Source organism: Micromonospora sp. URMC 107, from assembly GCF_051386315.1.
GTDB lineage: Bacteria > Actinomycetota > Actinomycetes > Mycobacteriales > Micromonosporaceae > Micromonospora.
The window spans coordinates 1-20,323 of the sequence record NZ_JBPQTK010000079.1; the positions used below are offsets into that span (position 1 = coordinate 1).

Genomic DNA, 20,323 nt, shown 5'->3' on the forward strand with positions numbered 1-20,323 from the left:
GCGGCACCGCCCGCACCGCCCGCTCCGCCGGCGTCCCGGCCCCGCCGTCCCCGGCCGACGCGCTCGCCCCCGTCGCCCGTCCTCCGATGCTGCGGACCGCGCAGGCGTACGCCTACCGGCACGGCGCGGCCATGGTCGTCGCCGATCTGTCCGGTGACCAGGTCGTCGTCACGGTCAACACCGGCTGCCCGGCCTGAACCGACGGTCAGCGGCCACGCGGGTGCTCGTGCGGGCCGCGGCTGCGGCCGAGGGCGTCGACGTGGCCCCAGCGGCCCGGAATGTCCAGCAGCTCGACCCGTCCCATGCCCTCGGGCACGGCGGGGTCGATGATCAGGTGGTCGCCCTGCGGCTCCAGCCCCAGGATCACCCGCAGCAGCAGCAGCGGTGTGCCCGCCGACCAGGCCTGCGGGCTGCACGCGGTGGGGTACTCCACCGGGTAGTCGGTGAGGGTCCGCTCGTAGCCGGCGAAGGCCTCCGGCAGCCGTCCGCCGAAGAAGCGGGACGCGGCCAGCATCCCGTCGCAGATCTGCCCGGCCTCCCGGCGGAAGCCGTACCGCCACAACCCCCAGGCGATGATCGAGTTGTCGAACGGCCACACCGTGCCGACGTGGTAGCCGACGGGGTTGTAGCGCCCCTGGTCGTTGGCGAGGGTCCGGACGCCCCAACCGCTGAAGAGTCGCGGCCCCAGCAGGTGTTCGGCGATCCGACCGGCCCGCGATTCGTCCACGATGCCGCTCCACAGCAGGTGTCCGATGTTGGAGGTGAGGGCGTCCACCTGCTGGCCGTCGGCGTCCAGGGCGAGCGCGTAGTACTCCCGCTCCGGGATCCAGAAGTCCCGGTTGAACCGCATCTTCAGCTCGGCCGCCTCCCGCTCCAGCCGGTCGGCGTACGCGGGGTCGCCCCAGAACTCCCGGGCCAGCCGGGCGCCGCGGACCTTCGCGTCGTACGCGTAGCCCTGGAGTTCGCAGGTGGCGCGGGGGAAGCCGGGGAACCGGCCGTCGCGGTACGAGATCGCGTCCCAGGAGTCCTTCCAGCACTGGTTCGCCAACCCGGTGTCCGGGTTGCGGGTCTGGTACCAGAGGTAGCCGGTGCCGAGCAGGTCCCCGTACGTGTCGATCCAGGTTAGGGCGGCCCGGGCCTGGGCCTCCAGTCCCCGCACCAGCTTGTCGTTGCCGGTCCACCGCTCGTACTCGTCGAGGAGGATGACGAACAGCGGCGTCGAGTCGGCCGAGCCGTAGTACGGCGAGTGGGGCTGCTCCTCGAAGCCCGCCGTCTCGCCGTAGCGCAGCTCGTGCAGGATCTTGCCCGGCTCCTCGTCCCGGAAGTCGTCGATCCGGTGCCCCTGCAGGCCGGCCAGCATCATGAGGGTCGGCGGGATCAGTTCCGGCAGGAAGGGCACCACCTGGAGCGAGGTGATGATGCTGTCCCGGCCGAACAGGGTCATGAACCACGGCAGGCCGGCGGCGACCAGGCGTACGCCGAGGGTGATCGACTCGTAGCGCAGCGCCGCCAGGTCGTGCAGGCTCTGCCGGTACGCCCCGGCCAGCGGCTGGCAGTCGCAGCCGAGCTTCGGTGCCCGGGCGACCAGTTCGGCGTGCTCGGCACGGATCGCGTCCGGGTTGCGACTGCCCCCGTACCGCGGGAGGTTGGCCCGGATGTCCTCGCCGCGCGCACCGTGGACGACGGTCGACACGTGCAGCCGGGTCGTCCACCCGCCGTGTGGGCCGACCCGGATCTGGTAGGTCATGCCGGAGACCTCGATGTGCGCGGGCGCGCTGGTGCTGATGACCGTCTCGCGGTGGAACCCCTCCCGGCGGTAGGTCAGCCGCAGCTCGTCGTCGCCGACGGTGGCGCTGGTGTGGCCCTGCTTGTGCCGGACGTGCTTGATCTCGAACAGGTCCGCGAAGTCGGCGGCCATGTCGAGGTGGACGACGAACTCCATCTCCTCTCCGGAGTGGTTGAGCAGGGTCAGCTCCTCCACGAAGCTGCCGCCGATCGCCCGGCTGCGGATCACCGAGACCTTCGCGTCCAGGTAGTGCGTCGGCTCGCCGGGGACGAGGAAGAACCGGGTGCGGAAGGACTCCGCGGTGTCGACGGAGAGGGCGTGCAGCCGCTCGCCGTCGAGGGTCAGCAGCCAGGTGGAGAGGTGGCGGGTGTCGAACGAGAAGAGCCCGGTCGGGAAGTCGAGGGACGGCTCGATGTCGCCGGAATTGTCGCTGACCAGGAAGGTGTTGCCGTCCAGGATGCTGACCAGTTCCTTCACCGCAGCCGCCTGGCCTGTGCGCGCGCGACCTCGCGGGGATCCCGGGTGCCGGGCGGGTCGGGGAAGAACCGGCGGAACAGCAGGAAGAGCACGACGTCGCCGCTGAAGCTGCTCTCGTTGCGGAACACCGACGAGATCGCCTGGGCCCGGCCGGTGACGAGCCTGTCGAACAGGTCCTCGCTGGTGTACCAGATCGCGTCGGCGGGCCCCCGGTTGCGGCTCACCTCGATCGCGCCCGGCCGGAGGTGGACCAGCCAGTGCACCGTCCGGGTGCCGCGGGAGAGGTCGATCTGCATCGTCCCGCTGACCGGACTGACCAGCACGTCCGGGGCGCGCGCCGGCAGTGATTCGAAGAACCGCTCCGTCGCCTCGGTCACACCCGAATCGTAGGCATCTGCCCGACCTGTCGGGTCGGTATCGGCGGGCAGCCGTCAGTAGACCAGGGCCTGGGCCCCCTCGGCCATCGCCTCCTCGACGAAGACCGCGGCCCCGGCGATGCGGACGCCCGGCAGCACGTCGCCCGGCCCGATCTCCCGCCGGGCGGCGCACTGGGTGCAGGCGGTCACCGTGCCGGTGGTGAGGATCACGTGCAGCAGTTCGGCCAGCGGGGCCGAGTGCGGCAGCTCGAACTCCTGCGCCCGGCCGGGCAGCGCGAACCAGGTGGCCTCCCCGGTCAGCCAGAGCGACACGTGCACCCCGGCGGCGGCCGCGGTGGCGGCGACGGTGAAGGCCTGGGCGCACCGCTCCGGGGCGTCCGCGCCGGCGGTGGCCTTGACGACGAGAGAGCGGTCCATGGGGCCCAGCATAGGATGGTCGCGATGGTTACCGAGATCGGGTTCGTCAGCCTGCTGGTCGCCGGCCTGGGCGCGCTCGCCGGTGGCCTGGTCTACCTGGCCGTACGCATGTCGAGAGGACGCTGGTGAGCCGTGGTGGCCGCCGGCGGGGAGAGGCGGAGTGAACCGGTGAGCGACGAGAACCCCCTGCAGCCGCCGCCGTGGCTGAACGCGCCGCCGGTCGACCCGTACCCGTACGAGGAGAGCCACGACCTGCGCGTCGGCCCGAAGCTGCACCCCACGCTGGACGGCCTGCTGCCGTACGTCGGGGTGTGGCGCGGCCGGGGGCGGGGCGGCTTCCCCACCATCGAGGACTTCGACTTCGCGCAGGAGATCCGGATCAGCCACGACGGCCGGCCGTTCCTGTTCTACGAGTCGCGCGCCTGGCTCCTCGACGAGCAGAGCCGCCCGGTCCGCCCGGCGGGTCGCGAGGTCGGCTGGTGGCGGCCGGTGATGGACGGTGACCGGGCCACCGACGAGCTGGAAGCGCTGATGACCGTGCCCACCGGGGTGATGGAGCTGCACATCGGCAAGCGCAAGGGCACCCAGATCGAGTTCGTCACCGACGCGGTGGTCCGCACGTCGACCGCCAAGGAGGTCACCGCCGGTCACCGCCTCTTCGGCATCGTCGAGGGCGCCCTGCTCTACGCCCAGGAGATGGCGGCCCTCGGCCACCCACTCTCCCCGCACCTCTCCGCGCGCCTCACCCGGGTGGCCGGCTGAGGCTCCCTCCCGGGGTCAGGGGAGGGGGAAGGCCAGGAGCGCCTGGAGGGCGGGCGTGCGGGCGCAGCGGCGCAGCGGGACGCCGTCCAGGGCGCGGATCTCCGCGAGGCCGCGGACGGACGAGCTGAGCCAGACGCCGTCGGCGGTACGCAGCCCGGCCGGGGTGACCAGGCGCTCCTCGGCGCGCAGGCCCAGCTCGTGGGCGTGCGCGAGGAGCCAGGCGACGGTCACCCCGGGCAGGATGCCGGTCTCGGCGGCGGGCACCGTGCAGAGGGTGTCGCCGGCCAGCCACACCAGGTTGGCCGTGGGCCCCTCCAGCGCGTACCCGTCGGAGGAGACCCAGAGCGCGTCGTCCACGCCGGCACGGGCGGCCCAGCGGCGGGCGGCGGTGCTCACCGCGTACGAGGTGGACTTGATCCCGGCCGGCAGCCAGTCGAGCTCGGCGCGGGCCCGCGCCGCGACGCCGAGCGGCAGGGTGGCCACGGTGACCCCGTCCCGGCGGGCCGCCCGGGCCGCCGCCGGCACCTCGGCCAGCGTGGCGTAGGCGGTGGGCGGGCCGCCGCCCTCCGGGCCCCGGGTGCAGACCAGCCGCAGCGCCCCCTCCACCCCGGCGGGCCAGCCGGCGCGGACGGCGTCCAGCAGCTCGACCAGCACCTCGGCGGCGGGCAGCGCCAGGCCGACGGCCGCCGCCGCCCGGGCCAGCCGGGCCAGGTGCGCGTCGCGCAGCCACGGCCGCCCGTCGCGCAGGTGCAGCGTCTCGAAGAGCCCGTCGCCGTGCAGCACGCCCCGGTCGTCGCCGCGCAGCACCGGCTCCCCGGGCGGCACCAGCCCGCGCCCCGGTACGGCGATCCTCGACGCCACCACGACCGCCGAGCCTAGCGGCGGACGGGTCGACACCGGCGGCGGGCGCGGCGGGGCGAACTATGATCGGACGGTGTCCGAATCCTCCCTCGCGGAAATGCTCCGCGCCCGTGGGCTACGGCTGACGGCGCAACGGCAGTTGATCCTCCAGGCCGTGCTGGACCTGGGGCACGCCACCCCGGAGCAGGTGCACACAGCCGTCCGGGAGGTCGCCGCGGGGGTCAACATCACCACCATCTACCGCACGCTGGAGCTGCTGGAACGACTCGGCCTGGTCACCCACACCCACCTCTCGCACGGCTCGCCGACCTACCACGCGGCCGGCGAGGACCAGCACGTCCACCTTGTCTGCCGGGACTGCGGCGCGATCGACGAGATCGATCCGGAGCTGCTGCGCCCGTTGACCGACGAGTTGGCGAGCCAGCGCGGGTTCCGGGTGGACATCGGCCACGTCTCGTTCTTCGGCGTCTGCGTCCGCTGCGAGAACGGGGACCGGAAATGATCGACATCGCGGGCGCGGTGAGCGTCGAGAGCATCGACGAGGCCAGCCGGGACCAGCCCGAGCCGGCGCACGCGGCGGCCGGGGTGCGGGGTGTGGCGGCGCACTACGGCGACCCCATGCGCGAGCAGCGCACCCTCGACACGGCGGTCGGCCTGGTCGACCGGTCGCACCGGGGCGTCGTCGCGGTGCCGGGCGAGGAACGGATCGCCTGGCTGCACACCCTCACCAGCCAGCACCTGGCGCAGCTCGGCGCGGGCCAGGGCACCGAGCTGCTGGTGCTCTCCCCGCACGGGCACGTCGAGCAGCACGCCATGGTCGCCGAGGACGGCGTCACCACCTGGCTCGACACCGAGCCGGGCGCCACCGGCGGGCTGCTGTCGTACCTGGAGCGGATGCGGTTCTTCAGCAAGGTCGAGCCGCGCGACGTGACCGCCGAGCGCGCGCTGCTCTCCCTGGTCGGGCCGGAGGCCCCCGCCGCGGTGGAGACGCTCGGCGTGACAGGGCTGGCCGCGCCCGACGTGGTCGCGGTGCCGGGTCCGAAGTTCCGCTCCGGCGAGCAGCCGCCCCGGCCGACCGCGCTGTACGACGTGCGCCCGCTGCCCGTGGGCGGCTGGGCCCGCCGGGGCCCGCTGGGCGTGGACCTGCTGGTGCCCCGGGTCGCGATGGAGCAGGTGGTCACCCAGCTGCGGGGCAACGGGGTGCCGGTCGCCGGGCTGTGGGCGTACGAGGCGGTGCGGGTGGCCGCCCGGCGGGCCCGGGTCGGGGTGGACACCGACCACCGGACCATCCCGGCCGAGGTGGACCTGGTCGCCCCCGCCGTCCACCTGGACAAGGGCTGCTACCGGGGCCAGGAGACCGTCGCCCGGGTGCACAACATGGGCCGGCCGCCGCGTCGGCTCGTACTCCTGCACCTGGACGGGGTGACCACCGACCAGCCGCCGGTCGCCGGCACGCCGGTGACCCTCGACGGCCGGGCGGTCGGCTTCGTCGGCACGGCCGTGCACCACCACGAGCTGGGTCAGGTCGCCCTGGCCGTGGTCAAGCGCAACGTCGCCGACGACGCCCGCCTCATGGTGGGGGAGACCGCCGCCGCGATCGATCCGGCCTGACCGCCCGACAGCGAAAGATTCTCTGCTTCGCGGCGCCGAGGCCGGAAAAGTTCCGGTCGACTGGCCCGCTGGCCCCGGTCTAGGATCCGGGCATGACGACAGGGACGTTGATCACGGTTGCCCCCACCGGCGCGGAGTCGGCCAAGGCCGAGGTGCCGGCCCTGCCGGTGACGCTCGACGAGCTGCTGCTCACCGCCAAGGAGTGCGAGGCGCTCGGCGCCGCCGTGATCCACGTCCACATCCGCGACGACGAGGCGAAGCCCACCCTGGACCAGGGGCGGCTGCGGGAGACCGTGGCGGCGCTGCGGGAGAGCACCGACCTGATCGTGCAGCTCTCCTCGGGGGGTGCGGTGACCGACCCGGAGGCCGACCGGCTCGCGGTGCTCGACGCCGGGCCGGACATGGCCTCCTGCACCATGGGCACGCTCAACTTCGGTGACGACGTCTTCCTCAACCGCTGGGAGTTCATCGTCGACCTGCACACCCGGATGCAGGAGCGCGGCATCGTGCCCGAGTACGAGATCTTCGATCTCGGCCACCTGACCGCCCTGCAACGGCTGCTCGGCAAGTACGGCCTGCCGGCCGGCGGCCACGTGCACGTCGACTTCGTGATGGGCGTGCCGGGCGGCATGCCGGGCACCACCCCGGCGCTGGTCGCCGCCCACCAGGCGCTGCGCGACCTGCCCGAGGGCACCACCTTCTCGGCCACCGGCATCGGCCGTAGCACCATCCCGGTCATGCTGGCCTCGCTCTCGGCCGGCGGGCACCTGCGGGTCGGCATGGAGGACACGGTCACCTACGCCAAGGGCCGTCCGGTCGAGTCCAACATGCAGCTCGTCGCCCGCGCGGTCGGCTTCGCCCAGCTCGCCCAGCGGCCGCCGCTGACCACCGCCGAGGCGCGCGGGCTGCTCGGCGTGCCGGCCCCCGGACGGTAAGCGGCGGCCGGGACGGCGCTGCTGTACACCGGATCGCCGACGGCCTGCTCACCCGCCCGCCGGGCGCGGCCGGTGGTGCCGGTACCGTCCACCCTGTGGGAAAGACGTACGAGGGCGGCGCGCCGCTCGCCGAGGTGGTCCGGTCGGGGTTCGTCGAGGGCGTGCACCGGGGTTCGGTGGTGGTGCTCGACGCCGCCGGCGCGACGGTGGCCGGCGCCGGGGACGTGACCTCCCCGGTCTTCCCGCGCTCGTCCAACAAGCCGATGCAGGCGGTCGGGATGCTCCGCGCCGGGCTGGCGCTGGCCGACCCCGCCGACGTCGCGCTGGTCTCGGCCAGCCACGCCGGGGAGGACTTCCACCTGGCCCGGGTCGGCGCGCTGCTGGCCCGCGCCGGGCTGGACGAGTCTGCCCTGCACTGCCCGCCGGACCTGCCCGTGGGCGACGAGGCGCGGGCGGCCGTGCTGCGGGCCGGCGGCGGCCCCACCCGTACGCAGATGAACTGCTCCGGCAAGCACAGCGGGATGCTGCTGACCTGCCTGGCCGCCGGCTGGCCGCTCGACGGCTACTGGCGTCCGGAGCACCCGTTGCAGCAGCGGCTGCGGGACGCGGTGGAGGAGTTCACCGGCGAGCCCGCCGCGGCGGTCGGGGTGGACGGCTGCGGCGCCCCGGTGCTCGCGGTGTCGCTGACCGGGCTGGCCGGGGCGTACCTGCGGCTGGTCTCGGCGGAGCCGGGCTCCGTGCCGCGGACGGTGGCCGACGCGATGCGTGCGCACCCGGAGGTCGTCGGTGGCACCCGGGCCGAGGACACCCGCCTGATGCGCGGCGTCCCCGGGCTGCTCGCCAAGGTGGGCGCCGAGGGGGTCCTCGCCGTGGCGGTGCCCGGCGTCGGGGCGGTCGCCCTCAAGATCGACGACGGCGCGGGCCGCGCCCGGATGCCGGTGCTGGTCTCCGCCCTGCGCCGCCTCGGGCTGGACGCGCCGGTGCTGACCGAGTACGCCGAGCTGCCGTTGTTCGGCGGCGGCCTGCCGGTCGGCGCCGTCAGGCCGCTCTGGTAGCCGTCCCGCCCGTCACCGCGGTGTTCACCGGACGTGCGTCCGGCCGGTGAACCGGTCGGCGGTGAGCATGCCAGCGGCGGAGATCCTGCTGGAGGACCCGGGGCGCCGTGACGGGACTCGCCCCGGACGCTGTGGGCCGTGGACAGTGGACGGCGGACGGGACGTGGGTCGGATCCTGGCCCACGCGCACGAGCCGGGTCCTTGTTTGTCGCACCCACGCGGCTTTGGCAGGAACGCACCCTCGCTTCTCGTGGGAATGGGGTAACGGTGACGACCACCGACTACGACAACTTTGCGAACGCCTACTCGGCGGAGAACGAGTCCGGCCTCTTCAACGCCTACTACGAGCGGCCCGCAGTGCTCCGCCTCGCCGGCGACGTCTCGGGCCGCCGGATCCTCGACGCGGGGTGCGGCTCCGGCCCGTTGTCAGCTGCGCTGCGCGCCAGGGGAGCCGTGGTCACCGGCTTCGACGTGAGTGCGGCCATGGTCGACCTGGCCCGTCAGAGGCTGGGTGAAGACGCCGACTTGCACGTGGCGGACCTGAGCGCGCCGCTGCCGTTCGCAGACGCCGAGTTCGACGACGTCGTCGCATCTCTGGTCCTGCACTACCTGGAGGACTGGTCCGGCCCTCTCGCCGAGCTGCGTCGCGTGCTGAGGCCAGGCGGTCGCCTGATCCTCTCGGTCAACCACCCCGCCGCGTATGCGATCGAGTATCCCAAGGCCGACTACTTCGCGCTGACGAAGTACTCCGAGGACTACGTCATGGACGGCCAGACCGTGTGGCTGACCTTCTGGCACCGGCCGCTGCACGCCATGGCAGATGCTTTTGCTGCTGCTGGTTTCCGCATCGCGACGATCAGCGAGCCGCCCCCTTCTCCGGACGCTCCTGCGGAGCTGCTTCCGCCCGACCTGGGCTCCGGGTCCTTCATAGGCTTCCTCTTCTTCGTCCTCGAGTCCGCCTAGAAGGAAGCTCCGGGCCGACCAGGAGGTGTGTCCCACGGCCGTCCGGACCTGGCTCGCGGAGGCGAACCGGCCTGGCTCACCTGATCGGCAGGACAGGCCGAGGGCCTGTCCTGCCGATCAGGGGACGGTTCTGGTCCAGGGCCCGCGCGGTCGGACGTGCCGGAAGCCCCGCGCCGCCGTCGAACCAGGGGCGGCCGGTGTCAGGGGAGGAAGTCGAGCAGGGCGGCGTTGACCGGGCCGGGGCGCTCCAACGGCAGCAGGTGGCCGGCGTCGGGCACGTCGGGCAGGCGGGTCGCGTCGGGCGCCTCGGCGGCGATCCGATCGGCGAGGCGGCGGATGTCGGGCACGTCCGCGCCGCCGGCACCGACCAGGACGGGCATCCGCAGCTCGTGGAGGCGGCCGATCGCGGGGGGATCGAGTTCGGCGACGTCGACCGCGCTGAGCGCCAACTCGGCGGCGAGCGCCCGCTGGTCCATCTCGCGGGCGAAGGCGAGCAGCTCCGGGTCGACGTCGGCGGGCTCGCGGCCCGGGCCGACCACCCAGAACCGCACCTCGCCGGCTGCGCTGGCGGCGAAGTCCTCCGGGTCGACCTCGCCGACCAGGCTGTCCCAGAGGTCGTTCGCCTCCTCCGACCATTCGTGGCCCGAGGCGGCGGTGCCGAGGAGGGCGAGCGCGGTGACCCGCTCCGGGTGGGCCAGCGCGGTGTCGATGGCGACGGCGCCGCCGAACGAGCAGCCGACCAGGGCCGCCCGGGGGATGTCGAGCGCGTCGAGCAGCCCGGCCACGTCGTCGTGGTGGGCGAACGGGGTCGGCGGCAGCTCGGAGTCCCCGTAGCCGCGCAGGTCGAGGGCGATCACCCGGTGCCGCGCGGCCAGCGGGCCGACCTGCTCCCGCCACATCCGGCGGTCCGCGATGCCCGCGTGCAGCAGGACGACGGGCGTGCCGCTGCCGGTGTCGTCGTACGCGAGCAGGGCGCCGTTCACCTCGATCTTGGTCACTGCGGAAAGGTACGCACGGGGCGACCCGGGACGCAACCGCGAATGAGACGTCGCTAACTCTGGTTAGCACTTTGCTTGCAGGAGCTAGCAGGGCGCGTTAGCGTACGGGTCATGGCCACTGGTAAGGACCTTCCCGACGTCGGCGGGTTCATCCGCGATCTGCGCCGCAACGCGAAGATCTCGCTCCGCCAGCTCGCCGAGCAGGCGGGGGTCAGCAACCCGTACCTGAGTCAGATCGAGCGCGGCCTGCGCAAGCCGAGCGCGGAGGTGCTCCAGCAGCTCGCCAGCGCGCTGCGGGTCTCCACCCCGGCGATGTACCTGCGGGCCGGACTGCTCGACGACAAGGAGGGCCAGGGCGTGCTCGCGGCCATCTCCGTCGACCCCGACCTGACGATGGCGCAGAAGCAGTCGCTCACCCAGATCTACGAGACGTTCCGCCGGGAGAACGCGCGGCTCGCCGAGGCGACCGCGGCGGCCACCGGCGCGACGCCCGCCGGCTCCGACGCCACCGGCGTGGACGCGCCGGATCCCGTCGCGGCGGCGCCCGACCTGGCGAACCTCGCCGCCACGGGCCCCACCACGCCGGAGGGCACCCCGACCGAGGCCGTCCTGGAGTCGGTCGCCGTCACCGAGGCCGGCTCCGCCCCCGCTCCGACCGACACCCCCGAGAAGAAGGCCGCCCGCGACGCGGTCCGGAAGGCCGCCGACGCGGCCGAAGAGGAGAAGTGATGTCCCAGCCGAAGACCAGCCGCATCCCGGCCCCGATCTACGCCGCCGCCGGCGCTGGCGAGCTCGCCCTTCAGCAGCTGCGCAAGCTCCCCGCCGTGGTGACCGACCTCGGCACCAAGGTCGTCGCCGACCTGGGTGGCAAGGCCGTCGTCACCGGCGTCGAGCTGCGCCAGAAGGCCAACGACACGCTGCGCACGGCGAACCTGACCGCCGGCAGCCTGCGCGAGAAGGCCGTCCCGACCGAGCTGGACCTGAAGCGCCTGCGCGAGGCCGCCGACCTGAACAAGCTGCGCGAGGCCGCCGACCTGGACAAGCTGCGCGAGGTGGCGGACCTGGACAAGCTCCGCGCGATGGCGACCCGCAACGCCGCCGTGGTGGTCGCCGGCGCCCAGGCCGCGCAGGAGCGGGCGCAGGCCGCGTACGTCGCCCTGGTCGCCCGGGGCGAGCGGGTCGTCGGGGCCGGCGTGCTGGAGGCCGCCGAGACCGTCAACGCCGACATCGAGGCGACCGAGGCCGAGAACGAGCCGGCCGAGGCCGTCGCGAAGCCGGCCGGCGTGCCGACCCCGGCCGTGATCGCCGAGGCGCCGGCCCCGGCGCCCACCGCCGAGGTGCCGACCCCGGCCGCGACCGCCGAGGTGCCGACCCCGGCCGACGTGGCCGAGGCGCTGGAGGCCAAGCCGGCCGCCGCGAAGAAGGCGACGCGGGCCGCCAAGCCGGCCGCCACCCCGTCGGCGAAGCTGCCCCGGGCCACCAAGCGGACCCGCCCGGCCGCCGAGTAGTTCGTTCCGCCGTGACCCCGGATGCGTCCTGTCGGACGTATCCGGGGTCACCGGCATAAGCTTGCCGACATGGCCTACGCCGCGCCGCTCTTCGCCTTCGATGTTCGCTACGTGATCGAGCTGATCCTGCTCGTGTTCGCGTTGATCGTGCAGGGCATCGCCCTGGTGCACGCCATCACCCAGCGTTCCGACGCCTTCTCCGCCATCGGCACCCTGCCCAAGGGCGGCTGGATCGCCATCCTCGCCGTCTGCCTGGCGCTGACCCTGCTCGGCTTCGGCCCGATCAGTCTCTTCGGGCTCGTCGGCATCGCCGCCGGCCTGATCTACCTGCTCGACGTGCGGGTGGGGCTGCGCGACCTGAGTGACGGCAAAGGGTTCTGGTGAGAAGCTTCCGCTGGCCACCGCCGCCGGACGGCGGGCCCCGCACCTGGGGTCCCGGCCCGGGCGCCCCGCGTACCGGCCGACCGGCCCTGCCGGAGCCGGACACCGAACTGGTCACGACGCCGCACGGCGTATGCCTGGAGCAGCTCGTCACCGGCACGGGTGACCCGGTCACGGTCTTCGCCCACGGGCTCGGCAACGGCATCGCCACCACACGGCCGTTCGGCAGCGGCGTGACGGGCCGCAAGCTGTTCTTCCAGTTCCGCGGGCACGGCCGCTCCGACGCGCCGCCCGGCCCCTGGAGCTATCACGACCTCGCCCGCGACCTGCGCGCGGTCGCCGACCTCGGCGGCGCCACCCGGGCCTTCGGCGCCAGCCTCGGCGCCGGCGCGCTCTGCCGGCTGCTCGCCGAGAGCCCCGAACGCTTCGAGCGGCTGGTCATCTTCCTGCCCGCAGCACTCGACCGGCCGCGCGGCGAGGCCGCCCGGGCCTGGCTGACCGCGCTGTTCGAGGCCGTGGAGAGCGGTGACGCCTCCGCCGTGGCCGACGTGGTCCAGGCCGAGCTGCCGCCCGCCGTACGCAACACCCCGGCCGGCTGGGCCTACCTGCGCCAGCGCCTCGACCAGCTCCTGCGCGACGGGCTCGCCTCCGGGCTGGCGAGCCTGCCCGAGCAGGCGCCGCTGCACGACGCCGCTTCGCTGGCCGCGGTCACCGCGCCGGCCCTGGTGATCGGCTGCGCCGGCGACGACCTGCACCCGGCCGAGGTCGCCGAGCAGCTCGCGGCCGCGCTGCCCCGGGCCACCCTGCACGTGTACGACCGGCCCGGCGTCCTCTGGACGGAACGCGCCGACCTGCGAAGCCGGATCTCCGCCTTCCTCAACGAGTAACGTGCCCTGACATGGGCGTCACACACCACGGACGTACGCACCGGCTGGACCTCGCCGATCCGACGCTGCGGGAGTGGGAGTGCACGGTGCTGCACGCCGATCCCGAGCAGGGCATCGTGCTGGACCGGTCGGCGTTCTATCCGGGCGGCGGCGGGCAGCCGCCGGACCACGGCGTACTGCTCTGGCAGGGGGTGCAGACCCGGATCGTCGGCACCCGCAAGGGCGACGACCTCTGGCTCATCCCGGCCGAGGGCGACCCGGTGCCGCCGGCCGGGACCACGGTGACCGGCGCGGTCGAGGACGAGCGGCGCACCCGGCTGATGCGGACCCACTCCGGGCTGCACGTGCTCTGCGGGGTGGTGTTCCGCGATTTCGGCGCGCTCGTCACGGGCGGCAACATGGAGCCGGGCGAGGCCAGGATGGACTTCAACCTGCCCGAGGTGCCGTCCGACTTCAAGAACCGCATCGAGGAGTTGGTCAACGTCGAGGTGGCCGCCGACCGAGCGGTGGCCGTACGGGTGCTGCCCCGGGCGGAGGCGCTCGCCCTGCCCGACATCATCCGTACCCAGTCGAACCTGATCCCGCCGGACGAGCAGGAGGTGCGGATCGTCGACATCGTCGGGCTGGACGTCCAGGCCGACGGCGGCACGCACGTCGCTTCCACCGCCCAGATCGGCAAGTTGCAGGTGGTGAAGGTGGAGAGCAAGGGCCGGGCCAACCGCCGGGTCCGCGTACGGCTGGCCGACTGACGCCGCCGCCGGCCGCGGTTCAGCGGGTGGCCGGCTGCGGCGGCAGGTGGGCGGCGCGTACGTCGAGCAGCCAGCGTTCCACGGCCGCCTCGTCGGGGCGCTGCGGCAGCGGGGTGCGGACGCGGTCGAAGTCCCGTTCCGCCTCGGCGATCAGCGCCCGTGCCTCGTCCAACGCGCCGCCGGCCACCCGCTCGCCGAAGGCGCGGAACCACTCCGGGTCGGCGAGCCGGATCTCCAGCACGCCGGTGGCGTAGAGCAGCCGGCCCTGGTGCACCAGCCGGGCCAGGTGCCGGGCGTGCTTGGCCGTGCGCCGCCGGGTGTCGGCGGAGAACGTGCCGTCGACCCGGGACTCCAGCTTGCGGAACTGCTGGCCGGCGTAGCCCAGGTAGGCGTCGCGGACGCGGGGCGCGCTGAGGAACGCCGAGCGGATGGCGACCAGGCGGTCGCCGAACTCCGTCCGGGTCTCGTAGCAGTCCTCCGGCAACCAGGCGAGCTCGGTGGCGGTCGGGTTGCCGCTCAACGCCAGGCGGCACCACTTCGCCGCCTCGTGCAGGGTGATGTCGGGGTCGGTGGTCACCACCGACTCGCGGGGCGGGCGCAGGCCGTGGAACGCGACGGTGGGCGCGGCGAAGACGCCGATCCGGTCGACGTCGGAGCCCGGCCCGGCCAGCCCGTACGCGACCGAGCCGACGATCCCGGAGAGCAGCAGGTGCATGCCGGCGAGCATGACGGACGACACGGCTTCGCGAAACCGGACTTCGGCTGTCAGGTTTCGCTGACAGGCTCGCCGCATGACGCAACCGCTGACAGGGAAGATCGCGCTCGTCGCCGGGGCGACCCGGGGCGCCGGCCGGCAGATCGCGGTCCAGCTCGGTGCCGCCGGCGCCACGGTCTACGCCACCGGCCGCAGCAGCCGGGCCGGCCGCTCGGAGATGGACCGCCCGGAGACCATCGAGGAGACCGCCGAGCTGGTCACCGCCGCCGGCGGCACCGGCATCGCGGCCCGGGTCGACCACCTCGTTCCCGAGCAGGTCCGCGACCTGGTCGCCCGGATCGACGCCGAGCAGGGCCGCCTCGACGTGCTGGTCAACGACATCTGGGGCGGCGACCCCCTGACCACCTGGGAGAAGCCGGTCTGGGAGCAGCCGCTGGAGGCCGGCTTCCGCAGCCTGCGCCTGGCGATCGACACGCACATCATCACCAGCCACTTCGCGCTGCCGCTGCTGATCCGCCGACCCGGCGGCCTGGTGGTGGAGATCGGCGACGGCACGCGGGAGCACAACGACGCCAACTACCGCCTCTCGGTCTTCTACGACCTGGCCAAGGTCTCCGTGAACCGGCTCGCCTTCTGCTGGGCGCACGAGCTGAAGCCGCACGGCTGCACCGCCGTCGCGCTCACCCCGGGCTGGCTGCGGTCCGAGGCGATGCTGGAGCACTACGGCGTCACCGAGGAGAACTGGCGCGACGGCGCGGCCAAGGAACCGCACTTCGTCATGTCGGAGACGCCGGCCTTCGTGGGGCGCGCGGTGGCCGCCCTGGCGGCCGACCCGGATCGGGCCCGCTGGAACGGCGAGTCGCTCGACAGCGGCGGGCTGGCCCAGGTGTACGGCTTCACGGACCTGGACGGCACCCGGCCGCACTGGGCGCGCTACAACACGGAGGTGGTGGAGCCCGGCCTGCCGGCCGACGACACCGGCTACCGCTGACCCGACCCGGGGTCCGGCGCGGGTTCCGGCTGCGGATCGCGCCCGGGCTGCGGTCCGCGCCCGGGCTCGGGCTGCGGTCCGGCGTAGCGGCGGGCCATCCGCCCGGCCGCTTCGGCCAGCCGCGCCCGCAGCTCCGGCGGGTCGAGCACCTCCACCTCCGGGCCCAGCCCGAGCAGCTGGTGGTACGCGACGTCGACGGACTCGACGGGCAGCCGGGTCACCACCCAGCCCTGCCCGTCGGGGCCGTCGGCGGCGGCGACCGCCTCGTCGTACGCGAAGGGGGCGTCCGCCAGGTGCCGGAGCTGGCGCAGGCCGGCGGGGCTGAGCCGGACGGTGGCCCGCTCCCGCAGCACGCCCCGGTGGAACGCCTCGGCCTGCTCCCGCCAGTGCCCGGCCAGGTCGAAGTCCTCGTCCCGGTCGAAGGTCTCCGGGCCCACCCGGACGCCGGTGACCCGGTCCACCCGGTAGGTGCGCACGTCGTCGCCGACGCGGCCCACCAGGTACCAGACGCCGTTCTTGAGCACCAGCCCGTACGGCCGCACGGTGCGCGTCACCTCGCGGTCGCCGCGCCGGTAGCGCAGCTCGACCACCCGGTCACGCCAGACCGCGCCCGCCAGCTCGGTCAGCCACGGCGGCGGCCCCACCTCCCGGAACCAGCCCGGCACGTCCAGGTGGAACCGCTGCCCGGTGCGGGCCGGGGCGTCCCGGAGCGTGGGCGGCAGCGCGGCCAGCACCTTCAGCTCGGCCGAGGCCACCGCGTCGGCGAGCCCCATGTCGCCCGCCGGTCCGGGCAGCCCGGCCAGGAAGAGCGCCTCCGCCTCGTCCCGGGTCAGCCCGGTCAGCCGGGTCCGGTAGCCGCCGAGCAGCCGGTAGCCGCCGGCGCGACCCCGGTCGGCGTAGACCGGCACCCCGGCGGCGGAGAGCGCCAGCACGTCCCGGTAGACGGTCCGCTCGGAGACCTCCAGCTCCCGCGCCAGTTCCGCCGCGGTCATCGTCTCCCGCGCCTGGAGCAGCAGGACCAACGAGATCAACCGGGCCGCCCGCACCCGCCCATCCTGCCCGGTGCCCGCTCGCCCGCGCCGGCCGGCCGGGCCCACTAGGCTCTGCGGTCGTGAACGCACCCCGCATCGCCGCGCCCGTGACCGGCGCCGCCGGCCGGTTCTTCACCGGCGTGGGCCTGCTCCTGCGCGGCCTCGGCCTCTACGTCCGCAGCCCCGGGCTGATGCTGCTCGGCGTCATCCCGGCGTTGATCTCGGGCGCGATCTTCGTGACCGCGTTCGCCACCCTGGCGTACTTCGTCGAGGACCTGGCGGCGTTGGTCACCCCGTTCGCCGACGACTGGTCGACCACCTCGCGCAGCCTCGTCCGGGTGATCGCCGGGCTGGCCTTCCTCGGCCTCGGCGGCCTGCTCGCGGTGGTCAGCTTCACCGCCGTCACCCTGGTCATCGGCGACCCGTTCTACGAGAAGATCTCCGAACGGGTCGAGGAGCGCCTCGGCGGTACGCCCGGCGCGGTCGACGTGCCCTTCTGGTCCTCACTGCGGCGCAGCGTCGCCGACTCGCTGCGGCTGGTGGGACTGTCGATCCTCTTCGGCATCCCGCTCTTCGCCGCCGGCTTCATCCCGGTGGTCGGTCAGACCGTGGTGCCGGTGATCGGGGCGGCGGTCGGCGGCTGGCTGCTCGCCGTGGAGCTGGTCGGGGCCCCCTTCTACCGGCGCGGGATGCGGCTGCCGGACCGGCGGGCGCACCTCAAGGCGGACCGGCCGACCACGCTCGGCTTCGGGGTGGCGGTCTTCGTCTGCTTCCTGATCCCGCTCGGCGCGGTGCTCGTCATGCCGGCCGCCGTCGCCGGGGCGACCCTGCTGGCCCGCCGGTCGCTCGGCCAGTCCACGGTGGAGGGCTGACGTGGAGATCGCCCTGGTCGAGGGGGACATCACGACCCAGCGGGTGGACGTCATCGTCAACGCCGCCAACTCGTCGCTGCTCGGCGGCGGGGGAGTGGACGGCGCCATCCACCGGCGGGGCGGTCCGGCCATCCTCGACGAGTGCCGGGCGTTGCGCGCCTCCCGGTACGGCCGCGGCCTGCCGACCGGTCAGGCGGTGGCGACCACCGCGGGGAACCTGCCGGCGCGCTGGGTGGTGCACACGGTCGGGCCGGTCTGGTCGGCCGCCGAGGACCGCTCGGCGCTGCTGCGCGACTGCTACGCGAACAGCCTGCGGACCGCCGACGAGCTGAACGCGGCCACCGTGGCTTTCCCGCTGGTCTCGGCCGGCGTCTACGGCTGGCCGGTCGAGGACGCCGTCCGGCAGGCCTTGTCGGTGCTCCGGTCGGCGACCCCGGCGCACGTCACCGAGGCCCGGCTGGTGCTCTTCGGCGCCGACACCCGGGCGGTCGCGCAACGGGTGTACGACGCCGGCTGACGCCGCGCCGCCGCGTGGTCCGCCGCCCGGGGACCGTCGTCAGGACAGCTCGCGCAGGCAGGACCAGCTCGATCCGACCGGGCGGTAGCCGAGCCGGACGTTGACCGCCAGCATCGGCGCGTTCGCCTCGTCGTTCGAGGTGTAGGCGACGCGTACGCCGTTGGCGGCGGCGCGGTGCAGCGCCGCCGTCTTGACCAGGCGCGCGAGCCCACGCCCCCGGTGCGCCGGCACCGTGCCGGTGTAGTCCGACCACATCCGGTCGCCGTCGCGCTGGACGAGGCTGAAGGACACCACCTCGCCGCCGGCCTCCGCCACCGTGCTGGCCGCGCGGTCCAGGCCCGGGCTGTCCCAGATCTCGGAGCGCCAGCTGTCGTAGCTGATCGCGTCGGCGGGCACGTCCTCCGGCTCGTCGGCCGCCGCCGTCACCTCGGCGAGGTGGACCCGACGCGGGTCGACGTCGGTCAGCGGGAGCAGCCGTACGCCCGGCGGCGGCTCCGGCATCGGCGGGGCCGGCCGCAGGTCGAGGGCCGAGTAGCGCAGCTCCCGGCTCGGCGTGAACCCGTGCCGGCGGGCGAACGGCAGCGACTCCGGCAGCGCCCAGGTGCGCACCCGACGCGCCCCGATGTCGCGCAGGTGCCCCAGCGCGGCGGCCAGCAGCGCGGTGCCGGCGCCCCGGCCGCGGTGCTCCGGGTGGACGTGCAGCGTGGAGATCTCGCCGACGTCAGGCTCCGAGGTCCGGTCGTTGCGGTACGCCGACACCCAGCCGACCACGGCGTCGTCGACCTCGGCGACGTACGCGGCCCAGTCCTCGCCGGGCGGGGGCTGGGCGATCATCTGCCGGGTCGACTCGACGCCGCGTACCAGGTAGGGGTGCACGATCGCGCGCATCGCCACCACGGCGGGCGCGTCGTCGGGGTGGGCGGTCCGGATGCGCACGTCAGTTCTCCTCGCGTACGGCGGCGACGGCCTCGACCTCGACGAGCTGGTCGTCGTAGCCGAGCACGGCCACCCCGAGCAGCGTGCTGGGCGGCTCGTGGTCGCCGAACGCGTCCCGGACCACCTCCCAGACGGCCACCAGGTCGGCCTGGCGGGACGACGCCACGTACACGGTGCTCTTGACGACGTCGGTGAGCCGGGCCCCGGCCGCCGCGAGGGCGGTCTCCAGGTTGGCCATCACCTGCCTGGCCTGGCCCACGGGGTCGCCGGGCGCGACGGTCCGCCCCTCGGCGTCGAGCGGGCAGGCGCCGGCGGTGAACACCAGCCGGGCGGGCGACTCGACCGTGGCCGCGTACGCGTACTCGGCGACGTCGGAGAGGGCGGGTACGCGGACCAGCCGGGTTGGTGGGGTCACGGCGGCGACGCTACCGCCGGACCCCGGGCGACTCGACCGGATATTCGCCGACCGGTCAGGCCGACTCGCGGATCACCAGCTCGGTGGGGAGCACCACGGCCGGCTCGATCGCCTCGCCGGCGGCCAGCCGCAGCAGCAACCGGGTCATCTGCCGGCCCAGCTGCACGATGGGCTGGCGGACGGTGGTCAGCGGCGGCTCGGTGTACGCCGCCGTCTCGATGTCGTCGAAGCCGATCACCGCCACGTCGTCCGGCACCCGCCGCCCCGCCTCGCGGAGCGCCCGCAGGGCGGCGTGCGCCATCAGGTCGGAGGCGGCGAAGACCGCGTCCAGGTCGGGGTGCTCGGCGAGGAGCTGCCGCATCGCCGTCGCCCCGGACTCGCGGGTGAAGTCGCCGGTCGCCACCAGCTCCGGCAGGCCGGCCTCGGCGACCGTGTTCCGGTAGCCGGCGAGCCGCTCGATGCCGGCCACCATGTCCTGCGGGCCGGCGATGGTGGCGATCCGGCGGCGACCGGTGGCCACCAGGTGCCGCACCGCCGTGGTCACCCCGCCGACGTGGTCGACGTCGACGTAGGGCACGTCGGCGCCGTCGAGCGGGCGACCGCTGCACACGACCGGGATGCCCAGCCGGGCGAGCCGGCCGGGCAGCGGGTCCTCGCCGTGCAGCGAGGCGAAGAGGACCCCGTCGACGTGCCGCCCGGTCGTGTAGCGCTCGACGCGGTCGTGCCCGGCGGGCGAGCCGGCCAGCATCAGCACGAGCTGCTTGTCGGCCGCCTCCAGCTCCTGCGCCGCGCCCCGGATGATCCCGGGGAAGACCTGGTCGTCGGAGAAGACGCGGGTGGCGGCCTCCGGCAGCACGAGGGCGATCGAGTCGGTCCGCTGGGTGACCAGGCTGCGGGCGGCCAGGTTCGGCACGTACCCCAGCTCGGCCACCGCCCGGCGGACCGCCTCCTGGATCGGTTCGGCGACCGTCGTGGAGCCGTTCACCACCCGCGACACGGTTGCCCGCGAGACGCCCGCCCGCCGGGCCACCGCCTCCAGTGTCGGCCGCTGCGCCGTCGTCATCCCCGTTACCACCCTC

The 20,323-nt window shown here is 74.4% G+C and carries 25 protein-coding genes and 1 pseudogene; 16 read left to right on the forward strand and 10 right to left on the reverse strand.

The window, feature by feature from the left end; translation table 11 throughout:
• A pseudogene (locus ACSNN9_RS18235) lies at nucleotides 1–197 on the forward strand (hypothetical protein); the annotation flags it as partial.
• Nucleotides 198–205: 8 nt separating this feature from the next.
• On the opposite strand, the gene ACSNN9_RS18240 reads toward ACSNN9_RS18235, so the two are convergent.
• The 3 genes from ACSNN9_RS18240 to ACSNN9_RS18250 are packed head-to-tail and all read right to left on the reverse strand — an operon-like array spanning nucleotide 206 to nucleotide 3,069.
• Complete coding sequence (locus tag ACSNN9_RS18240; RefSeq protein ID WP_436674572.1) at nucleotides 206–2,263, reverse strand: amylo-alpha-1,6-glucosidase; 2,058 nt, start codon at nucleotides 2,261–2,263, stop codon at nucleotides 206–208.
• Nucleotides 2,260–2,640 carry an SCP2 sterol-binding domain-containing protein gene (locus ACSNN9_RS18245; protein WP_436674573.1) on the reverse strand — a complete coding sequence of 127 codons (381 nt, stop codon included), beginning with the start codon at nucleotides 2,638–2,640 and terminating at the stop codon, nucleotides 2,260–2,262. Before ACSNN9_RS18245 ends, ACSNN9_RS18240 begins: the two co-directional genes overlap by 4 nt.
• Before the next feature lie 54 nt (nucleotides 2,641–2,694).
• Nucleotides 2,695–3,069, reverse strand: a complete 375-nt coding sequence (locus ACSNN9_RS18250) for a DsrE family protein (protein WP_436674574.1) — start codon at nucleotides 3,067–3,069, stop codon at nucleotides 2,695–2,697.
• 12 nt (nucleotides 3,070–3,081) lie between these two features.
• Between ACSNN9_RS18250 and mtfM the strand changes: the two genes are divergently transcribed.
• Nucleotides 3,082–3,186 carry a small membrane protein MtfM gene (mtfM, locus tag ACSNN9_RS18255; RefSeq protein ID WP_036376929.1) on the forward strand — a complete coding sequence of 35 codons (105 nt, stop codon included), beginning with the start codon at nucleotides 3,082–3,084 and terminating at the stop codon, nucleotides 3,184–3,186.
• A gap of 39 nt (nucleotides 3,187–3,225) precedes the next feature.
• Nucleotides 3,226–3,819 (forward strand): FABP family protein, encoded by a 594-nt coding sequence (locus tag ACSNN9_RS18260; protein WP_357874963.1) that lies wholly within the window; start codon nucleotides 3,226–3,228, stop codon nucleotides 3,817–3,819.
• 15 nt (nucleotides 3,820–3,834) lie between these two features.
• Here ACSNN9_RS18260 and ACSNN9_RS18265 read toward each other — a convergent pair whose 3' ends face one another.
• A complete protein-coding gene (locus tag ACSNN9_RS18265; protein WP_436674575.1) occupies nucleotides 3,835–4,683 on the reverse strand; it encodes an aminotransferase class IV in 849 nt (282 codons plus the stop codon).
• Between the two features lie 70 nt (nucleotides 4,684–4,753).
• On the opposite strand from ACSNN9_RS18265, the gene ACSNN9_RS18270 reads away from it, so the two are divergent.
• The 5 genes from ACSNN9_RS18270 (at nucleotide 4,754) to ACSNN9_RS18290 (ending at nucleotide 9,244) form a co-directional block, all read left to right on the forward strand.
• A complete protein-coding gene (locus tag ACSNN9_RS18270) occupies nucleotides 4,754–5,182 on the forward strand; it encodes a Fur family transcriptional regulator (RefSeq protein WP_358083209.1) in 429 nt (142 codons plus the stop codon).
• Nucleotides 5,179–6,291 carry a CAF17-like 4Fe-4S cluster assembly/insertion protein YgfZ gene (gene ygfZ, locus ACSNN9_RS18275; RefSeq protein ID WP_436674576.1) on the forward strand — a complete coding sequence of 371 codons (1,113 nt, stop codon included), beginning with the start codon at nucleotides 5,179–5,181 and terminating at the stop codon, nucleotides 6,289–6,291. Before ACSNN9_RS18270 ends, ygfZ begins: the two co-directional genes overlap by 4 nt.
• A gap of 92 nt (nucleotides 6,292–6,383) precedes the next feature.
• Nucleotides 6,384–7,226, forward strand: a complete 843-nt coding sequence (locus ACSNN9_RS18280) for a 3-keto-5-aminohexanoate cleavage protein (protein ID WP_436674577.1) — start codon at nucleotides 6,384–6,386, stop codon at nucleotides 7,224–7,226.
• Between the two features lie 95 nt (nucleotides 7,227–7,321).
• The gene (locus ACSNN9_RS18285; RefSeq protein ID WP_436674578.1) at nucleotides 7,322–8,281 is read left to right on the forward strand and encodes an asparaginase; all 960 of its coding nucleotides are present in this window, start codon (nucleotides 7,322–7,324) and stop codon (nucleotides 8,279–8,281) included.
• A 267-nt stretch (nucleotides 8,282–8,548) separates the two neighbouring features.
• Entirely contained in the window at nucleotides 8,549–9,244 is a 696-nt protein-coding gene (locus tag ACSNN9_RS18290; RefSeq protein ID WP_436674579.1) for a class I SAM-dependent methyltransferase, read from the forward strand.
• Nucleotides 9,245–9,444: 200 nt separating this feature from the next.
• On the opposite strand, the gene ACSNN9_RS18295 is transcribed toward ACSNN9_RS18290, so the two are convergent.
• The gene (locus ACSNN9_RS18295; protein WP_436674580.1) at nucleotides 9,445–10,242 is read right to left on the reverse strand and encodes an alpha/beta fold hydrolase; all 798 of its coding nucleotides are present in this window, start codon (nucleotides 10,240–10,242) and stop codon (nucleotides 9,445–9,447) included.
• A gap of 111 nt (nucleotides 10,243–10,353) precedes the next feature.
• Between ACSNN9_RS18295 and ACSNN9_RS18300 the strand changes: the two genes are divergently transcribed.
• The 5 genes from ACSNN9_RS18300 to ACSNN9_RS18320 all read left to right on the forward strand — a co-directional run bounded on the left by ACSNN9_RS18300 (nucleotide 10,354) and on the right by ACSNN9_RS18320 (nucleotide 13,767).
• Nucleotides 10,354–10,971, forward strand: coding sequence for a helix-turn-helix domain-containing protein (locus ACSNN9_RS18300; RefSeq protein ID WP_436674581.1), 618 nt, complete (start codon nucleotides 10,354–10,356; stop codon nucleotides 10,969–10,971).
• Complete coding sequence (locus ACSNN9_RS18305; RefSeq protein ID WP_436674582.1) at nucleotides 10,968–11,750, forward strand: hypothetical protein; 783 nt, start codon at nucleotides 10,968–10,970, stop codon at nucleotides 11,748–11,750. Before ACSNN9_RS18300 ends, ACSNN9_RS18305 begins: the two co-directional genes overlap by 4 nt.
• Before the next feature lie 69 nt (nucleotides 11,751–11,819).
• Complete coding sequence (locus tag ACSNN9_RS18310; RefSeq protein WP_357874939.1) at nucleotides 11,820–12,134, forward strand: DUF2516 family protein; 315 nt, start codon at nucleotides 11,820–11,822, stop codon at nucleotides 12,132–12,134.
• The gene (locus ACSNN9_RS18315) at nucleotides 12,131–13,018 is read left to right on the forward strand and encodes an alpha/beta fold hydrolase (RefSeq protein WP_436674583.1); all 888 of its coding nucleotides are present in this window, start codon (nucleotides 12,131–12,133) and stop codon (nucleotides 13,016–13,018) included. Before ACSNN9_RS18310 ends, ACSNN9_RS18315 begins: the two co-directional genes overlap by 4 nt.
• An 11-nt stretch (nucleotides 13,019–13,029) precedes the next feature.
• A complete protein-coding gene (locus ACSNN9_RS18320; protein WP_436674584.1) occupies nucleotides 13,030–13,767 on the forward strand; it encodes an alanyl-tRNA editing protein in 738 nt (245 codons plus the stop codon).
• 19 nt (nucleotides 13,768–13,786) lie between these two features.
• On the opposite strand, the gene ACSNN9_RS18325 is transcribed toward ACSNN9_RS18320, so the two are convergent.
• The gene (locus ACSNN9_RS18325; RefSeq protein ID WP_436674596.1) at nucleotides 13,787–14,482 is read right to left on the reverse strand and encodes a nucleotidyltransferase domain-containing protein; all 696 of its coding nucleotides are present in this window, start codon (nucleotides 14,480–14,482) and stop codon (nucleotides 13,787–13,789) included.
• Nucleotides 14,483–14,558: 76 nt separating this feature from the next.
• On the opposite strand from ACSNN9_RS18325, the gene ACSNN9_RS18330 reads away from it, so the two are divergent.
• Nucleotides 14,559–15,473, forward strand: coding sequence for an SDR family oxidoreductase (locus ACSNN9_RS18330; RefSeq protein WP_436674585.1), 915 nt, complete (start codon nucleotides 14,559–14,561; stop codon nucleotides 15,471–15,473).
• Here ACSNN9_RS18330 and ACSNN9_RS18335 read toward each other — a convergent pair.
• Nucleotides 15,464–16,519, reverse strand: coding sequence for a helix-turn-helix transcriptional regulator (locus ACSNN9_RS18335; RefSeq protein ID WP_436674586.1), 1,056 nt, complete (start codon nucleotides 16,517–16,519; stop codon nucleotides 15,464–15,466). The genes ACSNN9_RS18330 and ACSNN9_RS18335 overlap by 10 nt on opposite strands.
• A gap of 65 nt (nucleotides 16,520–16,584) precedes the next feature.
• Between ACSNN9_RS18335 and ACSNN9_RS18340 the strand changes: the two genes are divergently transcribed.
• Nucleotides 16,585–17,376, forward strand: coding sequence for an EI24 domain-containing protein (locus ACSNN9_RS18340; protein WP_358083177.1), 792 nt, complete (start codon nucleotides 16,585–16,587; stop codon nucleotides 17,374–17,376).
• A 1-nt stretch (nucleotide 17,377) separates the two neighbouring features.
• Entirely contained in the window at nucleotides 17,378–17,893 is a 516-nt protein-coding gene (locus ACSNN9_RS18345) for an O-acetyl-ADP-ribose deacetylase (RefSeq protein ID WP_436674587.1), read from the forward strand.
• A 39-nt stretch (nucleotides 17,894–17,932) separates the two neighbouring features.
• On the opposite strand, the gene ACSNN9_RS18350 is transcribed toward ACSNN9_RS18345, so the two are convergent.
• Genes ACSNN9_RS18350 through ACSNN9_RS18360 form a run of 3 tightly spaced genes read right to left on the reverse strand, consistent with a single transcriptional unit; the run spans nucleotide 17,933 to nucleotide 20,307 of the window.
• Entirely contained in the window at nucleotides 17,933–18,829 is an 897-nt protein-coding gene (locus ACSNN9_RS18350; RefSeq protein WP_436674588.1) for a GNAT family N-acetyltransferase, read from the reverse strand.
• A 1-nt stretch (nucleotide 18,830) separates the two neighbouring features.
• Nucleotides 18,831–19,244: a RidA family protein gene (locus ACSNN9_RS18355; RefSeq protein ID WP_436674589.1), complete on the reverse strand. Its 414-nt coding sequence runs from the start codon at nucleotides 19,242–19,244 to the stop codon at nucleotides 18,831–18,833.
• A 55-nt stretch (nucleotides 19,245–19,299) separates the two neighbouring features.
• Nucleotides 19,300–20,307 (reverse strand): LacI family DNA-binding transcriptional regulator, encoded by a 1,008-nt coding sequence (locus tag ACSNN9_RS18360; RefSeq protein ID WP_436674590.1) that lies wholly within the window; start codon nucleotides 20,305–20,307, stop codon nucleotides 19,300–19,302.
• Nucleotides 20,308–20,323: the final 16 nt, after the last annotated feature.

Coding starts and splice junctions, on each gene's coding strand:
- ACSNN9_RS18330 (WP_436674585.1), top strand. CDS start 14,559: ATGACGCAACCGCTGACAGGGAAGATCGCGCTCGTCGCCGGGGCGACC.
- ACSNN9_RS18300 (WP_436674581.1), top strand. CDS start 10,354: ATGGCCACTGGTAAGGACCTTCCCGACGTCGGCGGGTTCATCCGCGAT.
- ACSNN9_RS18325 (WP_436674596.1), bottom strand. CDS start 14,482: ATGCACCTGCTGCTCTCCGGGATCGTCGGCTCGGTCGCGTACGGGCTG.
- ygfZ (WP_436674576.1), top strand. CDS start 5,179: ATGATCGACATCGCGGGCGCGGTGAGCGTCGAGAGCATCGACGAGGCC.
- ACSNN9_RS18320 (WP_436674584.1), top strand. CDS start 13,030: ATGGGCGTCACACACCACGGACGTACGCACCGGCTGGACCTCGCCGAT.
- mtfM (WP_036376929.1), top strand. CDS start 3,082: ATGGTTACCGAGATCGGGTTCGTCAGCCTGCTGGTCGCCGGCCTGGGC.
- ACSNN9_RS18250 (WP_436674574.1), bottom strand. CDS start 3,069: ATGCTGGGCCCCATGGACCGCTCTCTCGTCGTCAAGGCCACCGCCGGC.
- ACSNN9_RS18310 (WP_357874939.1), top strand. CDS start 11,820: ATGGCCTACGCCGCGCCGCTCTTCGCCTTCGATGTTCGCTACGTGATC.
- ACSNN9_RS18280 (WP_436674577.1), top strand. CDS start 6,384: ATGACGACAGGGACGTTGATCACGGTTGCCCCCACCGGCGCGGAGTCG.
- ACSNN9_RS18360 (WP_436674590.1), bottom strand. CDS start 20,307: ATGACGACGGCGCAGCGGCCGACACTGGAGGCGGTGGCCCGGCGGGCG.